This window comes from Actinoplanes aureus, assembly GCF_015704865.1.
Classification (GTDB): Bacteria; Actinomycetota; Actinomycetes; order Mycobacteriales; family Micromonosporaceae; genus Actinoplanes; species Actinoplanes aureus.
Genome location: NZ_JADQTO010000066.1, coordinates 1 through 8,989 on the forward strand (window position 1 = coordinate 1; position 8,989 = coordinate 8,989).

Consider the following 8,989-nt stretch of genomic DNA (forward strand, 5'->3'; position numbering starts at 1 on the left):
CTCCACCGGAGGATGCCGGTCCGGTGGTGCCGTGGGTGGTGTCGGCGGCGTCCGAGCAGGCCCTGCGGGAGCAGGTCGCCGAGCTGCAGGAAGTCGCGGATCTGCGGCCGGTGGATGTGGCGTTCACTCTGGCGGTCGGGCGGGCGGCGTTGCCGTGGCGGTGGGTGGCTGGTGAGGACTTGCCGGTGCGGGCTGGTGATGGCCGGGTGGTGTTCGTGTTCCCGGGTCAGGGTTCGCAGTGGACCGGCATGGGTCTGGAGTTGTGGGACACGTCGCCGGTGTTCGCCGCGTCGATGCAGGCGTGTGAGGAGGCGCTGCGCCCGCACACCGGCTGGTCGCTGCGGTCGCAGTTGGCGGGTCCGCTGGACCAGGTGGATGTGGTGCAGCCGGCCCTGTTCGCGGTGATGGTGTCCCTCGCCGCGTTGTGGCGCTCCTACGGAGTCGAACCAGCGGCGGTGGTGGGTCATTCGCAGGGGGAGATCGCGGCCGCGTATGTGGCGGGCGCGTTGTCTCTTGATGACGCGGCGCGGGTGGTGGCGTTGCGGAGTCGGGCGTTGCGGGCGATCGCCGGGCGGGGCGGGATGGTGTCGGTGCCGTTCGCCGACGTCGACCCCGGCGAGCTGTCGATTGCGGCGGTGAACGGCCCCGATTCGGTGATCCTGTCCGGTGACACAGACGCGGTGGACCGGTTTCTCGCTGGAGAACCGCGAGCCCGGCGGATCGCGGTGGACTACGCCTCACATTCCCCGCACGTGGAAGCCGTAAAGGACGAAATCCTGGCGGCACTGGCCGGGATCGAGCCACGCACACCCGTCGTGCCGTTCTACTCGACGGTCGCGCCAGGGGAATCGGTGCTGGACGCTGACTACTGGTATCGAAATCTGCGGCAGACAGTGCGGTTCGCCGACGCGGTGGCGGCGGCCGGGATCGACACGCTGGTGGAGATCAGCCCGCATCCGGTGCTGGCCCATGAACTCGGTTCGCTGCGCCGCGACGAGGGCGGTCTGGACCGGGTTTTCGCGTCGCTGGCCCGGGTGTGGGCGCGTGGCGCCCGAGTGGATTGGCCGGCGGTGTTCGCCGGCCGTGACCCGCGCCGAGTGATCCTGCCGACCTACCGTTTCCAGCGCCGCCGCTACTGGCTGGACGGCGGCTCGCCGGGCTGGCTGGGCAAGCCGGTCGAATGGGCGCAGGGCCTGCTGTTCGACGGGCAGATCGATGCGCCGTGGCTGGCCGACCACAGTGTTGACGGGGTAGCGCTGGTACCGGGCACCGGACTGCTCGAACTCGCGCTGTGGGCCGGCGGGACGGTCGAAGAGCTGATCCTGCACACTCCGTTGCACCCGCCCGCACCGGTTCAGGTCGCCGTCGGCCTGCCCGACGACACCGGACGCCGCACGGTGTCCATCCACTCCCGCACCGGCGACGAATGGACCACCCACGCCACCGGCACCCTGCTACCCGACACCACCCCCGAACCGGACCACGACGACAGCCTCTGGCCACCCACCGGCGCCGAACCGGTGTCCCTCGACGGCGTCTACGAGCGCGCCGCCGCAGCCGGCTTCTATTACGGCCCCGCGTTCCAAGGGCTGCGCGCGGTATGGCGGCACGGCGACCAGATCCTCGCCGAGGTGGCACTTCCCGAGGACCAGCGTGCGGACGCCGCGCGATACGGGCTGCACCCCGCGCTGCTGGACGCCGCCCTGCACGCCGTCGCCCTCGTACCGGACACCGGCGGCGCCGGTCCCGGCCGCCTCCCGTTCAGCTGGGGCGGTGTGCGACTGCACGCCACCGGCGCGGACACCCTGCGGGTGAGAGCCACGGTGCACGCCGACGAATCCATCTCGCTGCACGCCACCGACGCCACCGGATCGCCCGTCGTCTCGGTCACCTCCCTGATCACCAGGAAATTCCGCGACTCCCTGTTCCGGGTCGCCTGGCCCAAGCTGACCGCCACCGAGTACACGTCCGACCTGCGGTTCGTGTCCGTCACCGGCGGCGACCCGGAGACACCGGTTCCGGCGCGCGCGATGATTGCGGCCCGGCAGGCCCTCGATTGCGTCCAGCGCCATCTCGCCGAGGACCGCGACAGCGACCACCGCCTGGTCGTCGTCACGCGCGGCGCGGTTCCGGCCGGCCCGCTCACCGACGTGGCGTCCGCGCCCGTGTGGGGGCTGATCCGCTCAGCGCAACGCGAACACCCGGACCGTTTCATCCTGCTCGACCTCGACCCCGAGGCGCCGCTGCCCGGCGCGATCCCCGCCGGCGAACCCGAACTCGCCCTGCGCGGCGCGACCTGGCACGTGCCGCGGCTGGTGCGCCGGCCCGGTGCCGGGACACCGGACGGGTTCGGGAACGGCACTGTGCTGATCACCGGCGGCACCGGCACGCTCGGCACCCGGTTGGCCCGGCACCTCGCCGCCGCGCACGGCGTACCGGAACTCCTGCTCGTCTCGCGCGGCGGCGCGGCGCCCGACGGGCTCCGCGAGGAGCTGGCCGCCCACGGCACCCGCCTCACGGTCGCCGCCTGCGACGTGGCCGATCGCGCCGCGTTGAGCGCCCTGCTCGCCGCCATCCCGGCCGACCGCCCGCTCACCGCCGTGGTGCACGCCGCCGGCACGATCGACGACGGGCTGGTCGAGGCGATGACCCCCGAACAGCTCGACCGGGTGGCCCGCCCCAAGGTCGACGCGGCGTGGCATCTGCACGAGCTCACCCGCGGCGCGGACCTCACCGCCTTCGTGCTGTTCTCCTCCGCAGCCGGGGTCTTCGGCGGGCCGGGGCAGGCCAACTACGCCGCGGCCAACGCCTTCCTGGACGCCCTCGCCGGTCACCGGCAGGCCGAGGGACTCCCGGCGACGTCCCTTGCCTGGGGACTCTGGGACGAGCCGAGCGGGCTCACCGGCCACCTCACGGAGGCCGACCGGGACCGGCTGCGCCAGTCCGGGCTGGAGCCGCTGGCGACGGCGGAGGCGATGGCCCTCTTCGACGCCGCGATCGGCGCCGGCGATGCGACCGTGGTCCCGGTACGCCTGGGACCGGCCGCCCTCGGCCCCGACGGACCCGCTCTCCTGCGCGGTCTGGCCCCCTCCCGCGCCCGCCCGGTTCTAGCGCCACCGCCCGCCGCCGAGCTCGGCCGGCTCTCCGGTGCCGCCAGCGAGGGCTTCCTGCTCGACCTGGTCCGCCGCCACGTCACGGCGGTCCTGCGGCACGAGACACCGGTCGACACGGACCGGGCCTTCAAGGAGCTGGGCTTCGACTCGCTGACCGCGGTGGAGCTGCGCAACCGCCTGGGAGCGGCGACCGGCGTACGCCTGCCGGTCACCGCCGTGTTCGACCACCCCACCCCGGCCCTGCTCGCCGCCCACCTCCATGCCCGGCTGACCGGTGCGGCCGAGCCCCCGCGCCCGGTGGCGGTACGCCCGGGCAGCGACGAGCCGATCGCGATCGTCGCGATGGCCTGCCGCTACCCCGGCGGGATCGCGTCACCGGAAGACCTGTGGCGCCTGATCGCCGAGGGCGGCGAGGTGCTCGGCCCGTTCCCGGCCGACCGCGGCTGGGATCCCGCGCTGACCGCCCGCAGCGACGTGCGGGTCGGCGGTTTCCTCGAGGGTGCCGCGGAGTTCGACGCCGCCTTCTTCGGGATCTCGCCGCGGGAGGCGACCGCGATGGATCCACAGCAGCGGCTGCTGCTGGAAACCTCGTGGGAGGCGTTCGAGCGGGCCGGCATCAACCCGCGATCCCTGCGCGGCAGCCGCACCGGGGTGTTCGCCGGGCTCATGCACCACGACTACGCCGCCCGCCTGCGGGAGATCCCCGAGGACCTCGAAGGCTATCTGGGCAGCGGCAGCGCGGGCAGTGTGGCGACCGGGCGGATCGCGTACGTGCTGGGCCTGGAGGGGCCGGCGATGACGGTCGACACGGCCTGTTCGTCGTCGTTGGTGGCGCTGCACCTGGCCGTACGCGCGCTGCGGCAGGGTGAGTGCGACCTGGCGCTGGCGGGCGGGGTCACCGTGATGTCCATGCCGAGCCTGTTCGTGGAGTTCAGCCGGCAGGGTGGGCTGGCGGCGGACGGCCGGTGCAAGCCGTTCGCCGAGGCGGCCGACGGTACGGGCTGGTCCGAGGGTGTGGGCCTGCTGGTGGTGGAGCGGTTGTCGGACGCCCGGCGCAACGGGCATCCGGTGCTGGCCGTCGTGCGGGGCAGCGCGGTCAACCAGGACGGCGCGTCGAACGGCCTGACCGCGCCGAACGGTCCGGCCCAGGAACGGGTGATCGCCGAGGCTCTGGCGGATGCCCGGTTGTCTACAGGCGACGTCGATGTGGTGGAGGCGCACGGAACCGGTACCCGGCTGGGTGATCCGATCGAGGCGGGCGCACTGCTGAACACCTACGGTGCCGACCGTGCCGAGCCTCTCTGGCTGGGATCGCTGAAGGCGAACCTCGGTCACACCCAGGCCGCCGCCGGGGTGGCCGGCGTCATGAAGATGGTGCTCGCCCTGAACCACGGGGTGCTGCCGCGTTCGCTGCACGCGGAGCAGCCGTCGTCGCAGGTGGACTGGTCGGCGGGTGCGGTACGCCTGCTGGCCGACGAGGTCCCGTGGCCGCGCCGGGACCGTCTGCGGCGGGCCGGGGTGTCATCCTTCGGGATGTCCGGCACGAACGCCCACCTGATCGTCGAAGAGGCCGTTCCCGACGAACCCGCCGATGACGCTGGTCCGGTCGTTCCCTGGGTGGTGTCGGCCGCGTCCGAGCCGGCGCTGGTGGAGCAGGTCGCTCAACTGCAAGGGCTCACACATCTGCGGCCGGTGGATGTGGCGTTCACTCTCGCCACCGGCCGGGCGGCGTTGCCGTGGCGGTGGGTGGCCGGTGAGGACCTGCCGGTGCGCGCTGGCGATGGCCGGGTGGTGTTCGTGTTCCCGGGTCAGGGCTCGCAGTGGACCGGCATGGGTTTGCAGCTGTGGGATGCCTCGCCGGTGTTCGCCGCGTCGATGCAAGCCTGCGAAGAGGCGCTGCGCCCGCACACCGGCTGGTCGCTGCGTGAGCAACTCGCCGGCCCGCTGGACCAGGTGGATGTGGTGCAGCCCGCCCTGTTCGCGGTGATGGTGTCCCTCGCGGCGTTGTGGCGCTCCTACGGGGTCGAACCGGCGGCGGTGGTCGGTCACTCGCAGGGGGAGATCGCCGCCGCCTACGTGGCCGGGGCGTTGTCGCTGGAGGATGCGGCGCGCATCGTGGCCCTGCGCAGCCGGGCGTTGCGGGCGATCGCCGGGCGGGGCGGGATGGTGTCGGTGCCGTTCGCTGACGTCGATGCGGGTGAGTTGTCGGTCGCGGCGGTCAACGGCCCGGAGTCGGTGATCTTGTCCGGTGACACAGACGCGGTGGACCGGTTCCTGATTGAAGAGCCGAGGGCCCGGCGGATCGCGGTGGACTACGCGTCGCATTCGCCGCACGTGGAGGCGGTGAAAGACGAGATCCTGGCGGCGCTGGAGGGCATCGAGCCGCGCACACCGCAGGTGCCGTTCCACTCCACCGTCACGCCAGGGGAAACGGTGCTGGACGCCGGGTACTGGTATCGGAATCTGCGGCAGACGGTGCGGTTCGCCGACGCGGTCGTAGCGGCCGGGATCGACACGTTGGTAGAGGTCAGCCCTCATCCGGTACTGGCTCACGAACTCGGCTCGCTGCGCCGCGACGACGGCGGTCTGGACCGGTTCCACGCCTCGCTGGCCCGCGTATGGGCACGTGGCGCCCGAGTGGACTGGCAAGCGGTGTTCACCGGCCGTGACCCGCGCCGGGTGCCGCTGCCCACCTACCGGTTCCAACGCCGCCGCTACTGGCTCGACGTGCCGCCGCCCGCCGCGGCCGACACCGAGTTCTGGGCCGCGGTGGAGTCCGGCGACCTCGACGCCCTCGCCGCCGGCGACGCGGCGAACCGGGACGCCTGGCAGCGGCTCCAACCCGCCCTGGCCTCCTGGCGGCGGCGGCACGAGGAGCGGTCCACCGTCGCCGGCTGGCTCTACCAGGAGCGCTGGGAGCCGCTCACCGGCACGGCACCGGCACCCACCGGCATTTGGCTCGTGGTGGGTGACGACGGCAAGGGCCTCGCGGACGCCTGCGCCGACGCGATCCGGGCGGCCGGGGCCGAGGCCGTGCGGGACGTCCCGGACGGCTCGCCGGTGACCGGCATCCTGTCCCTGCACGGCCTGGACGGCGAGGCCGACGCGATGCGGGAGACCGTCGCGCTGCTCGGCGCCGGCCACGACGCGCCGATCTGGTGCGTCACCAGCGGCGCCGTATCGACCGGACCGGACGACCCGCTCACCGACCCGGAGCGCGCGCGGCTGTGGGGGCTGGGCCGGGTGGCCGCCCTCGAAGGGCAGTGGGGTGGCCTCGTCGACATCACCGGCGACGTCTCCCCGGAGAGCCTCGTCGCCGTCCTGGGCGGCCACGAGGATCAGGTAGCGGTTCGCGGCACCGGCGCGTACGCCCGCCGTCTCGCCCATGCCGCGCCGGCGGCCCCCCGGCACAGCTGGACCCCGGCCGGCTCGGTGCTCGTCACCGGCGGCACCGGCGCGCTCGGCGCCCACGTGGCCCGCTGGCTGGCCCGCGCCGGCGCGGCACATCTGATCCTGGTCAGCCGGCGCGGTCCCGCCGCGCCCGGCGCGGCCGAACTGACCGCCGAGCTGACCGCCCTGGGCAGCCGGGTCACCGTGCGCGCGGCCGACGTGGGAGACCGCGCGGCGGTCGCCCGCCTGCTCGACGAGGTGCCCGCTGACGCGCCGCTGACCGCCGTCTTCCACACCGCCGGCGTCCTCGACGACGGGCTTCTCGCCGGCCTGACCCCGCAACGGTTCGCCGGCGTCGACCGGCCGAAGGCCGTGGCGGCCCGCCACCTGCACGAGCTGACCGCCGGCCTCGACCTCGACGCGTTCGTGCTGTTCTCCTCGTTCGCCGGGCTGGTCGGCAACGCGGGTCAGGCCAACTACGCCGCCGCCAACGCCTACCTGGACGCCCTCGCCCGGCACCGGCGCGCGGCCGGGCTCGCCGCGACGTCGGTGGCCTGGGGCGCCTGGGCCGACGGTGGCCTGGCCGGCGGGGAAGTGGGGGAGCGGCTGCACCGGCGCGGGATCCGCCCGATGCCGCCCGAACGCGCGCTCGCGGCGCTGCGCGCCGTACTCGACGGCGACGAAACCTGCGTAGGCGTGGCCGACATCGACTGGTCCCGCTTCGGCGCGGCCTTCACCGAGGTACGCCCAAGCCCGCTGCTGTGCGACCTAGTCGCCCCCGCCGCGGACCGGACCACCTCGGACCTGGCCGCGCGTCTCGGCGGATGCTCGCCGGCCGAGCGCCCGGAACTGCTGCTCGACATCGTCCGCACGCATGCCGCGACGGTTCTGCGCCACGAGTCGGCGGCCACGGTGGCACCGGATCTCGTGTTCCAGGAGCTCGGCTTCGACTCGCTCACCCTGCTGGAGCTGCGCAACCGGGTCGCCGCGGTGACCGGGCTGCGGCTGCCGCCGACGGTCCTGTTCGACCATCCGACCCCCGCCGCGCTGGCCGGGCACCTGAACGAGCGCCTCGCGCCCGCCGGCCCGCGGGCCGGCGGTGCGGACGAGTTCGACGCGATGAGCACCGCGGACCTGATCCGCCTGGCCATGGAGGGCGAGGACCGGTGACCGACAACACCGCCGATCTGGTACGGGCACTGCGCACCGCACTACGCGACAACAAGCGCCTCAAGGACGAGAACCAGCGGCTCGCCGATCCGATCGCCGTCGTGGCGATGGGATGCCGCTTCCCGGGCGGGGTCACCGGCCCGGACGACTTCTGGGCGCTGCTCGTCAAGGGCGGTGACGCCGTCGAGCCGTTCCCGGCCGACCGGGGCTGGGACGTGACGGCCGCCGGCGGCATCACCGAGGGTGGATTCCTGACCGGGGCCGGTGACTTCGACCCCGGTTTCTTCGGCATCAGCCCGCGCGAGGCACGGTCCATGGACCCGCAGCAGCGACTGCTGCTCGAGGTCACCTGGGAGACGCTGGAGAACGCCGGCATCGACGCGTCGAAGCTGCGCGGCAGCCGTACCGGGGTGTTCGCCGGCACCAACGGCCAGGACTACGGCGCGCTCGCCCAGGGCGACTCCGGCGCCGAGGGCTACCTGATCACCGGCAACGCGGCGAGCGTGGTGTCCGGCCGGGTGTCGTACACGTTCGGCTTCGAAGGTCCGGCGGTCACCGTCGACACCGCGTGCTCGGCATCGCTGGTCGCGCTGCACCTGGCCGCGCAGTCGCTGCGGCAGGGTGAGTGCGACCTGGCGCTGGCCGGCGGTGCCACGGTGATGGCCACACCCACCGCCTTCGTCGAGTTCGCCCGGCAGGGCGGGCTGGCGCCGGACGGGCGGTGCAAGGCGTTCGCCGCCGGCGCCGACGGCACCGCGTGGGGCGAGGGCGCCGGGCTGGTGCTTTTGGAACGCCTGTCGGACGCCCGCCGGCACGGCCACCCGGTGGTGGCGCTGCTGCGCGGCAGTGCGGTCAACCAGGACGGCGCCAGCAACGGGCTGACCGCACCCAACGGGCTGGCGCAGCAACGGGTGATCCGCGACGCGCTGGCGAGTGCCGGACTCGGCCCCCGGGACGTGGATGCCGTCGAGGCGCACGGCACCGGCACCGCGCTCGGCGACCCGATCGAGGCGGAGGCGCTGATCGAGGTCTTCGGCGGGAACCGCGATCGGCCGCTCTGGCTGGGCTCGGTCAAGTCGAACATCGGTCACGCGCAGGCCGCGGCCGGGATCGGCGGGGTCATCAAGATGATCCTGGCCCTGCGGCACGGGGTGTTGCCGCGGACGCTGCACGCGGAGGAGCCGTCGCGGCATGTGGACTGGTCGGCGGGTGCGGTGCGGTTGTTGACCGAGCCGGTGCCGTGGGAGCGGGGGGAGCGGCCTCGGCGGGCGGGGGTGTCGTCGTTCGGGGTGAGCGGGACCAACGCGCATGTGGTG

General features: G+C 73.8%; 2 protein-coding genes. Both read left to right on the forward strand.

The window, feature by feature from the left end:
* Positions 1–23: 23 nt before the first annotated feature.
* Positions 24–7,673 carry a type I polyketide synthase gene (locus tag I4J89_RS48680; RefSeq protein WP_309238805.1) on the forward strand — a complete coding sequence of 2,550 codons (7,650 nt, stop codon included), beginning with the start codon at positions 24–26 and terminating at the stop codon, positions 7,671–7,673.
* A partial coding sequence (locus tag I4J89_RS52280) for a type I polyketide synthase (protein ID WP_309238806.1) occupies positions 7,670–8,989 on the forward strand: 1,320 nt, incomplete at its 3' end. The genes I4J89_RS48680 and I4J89_RS52280, both read left to right, overlap by 4 nt.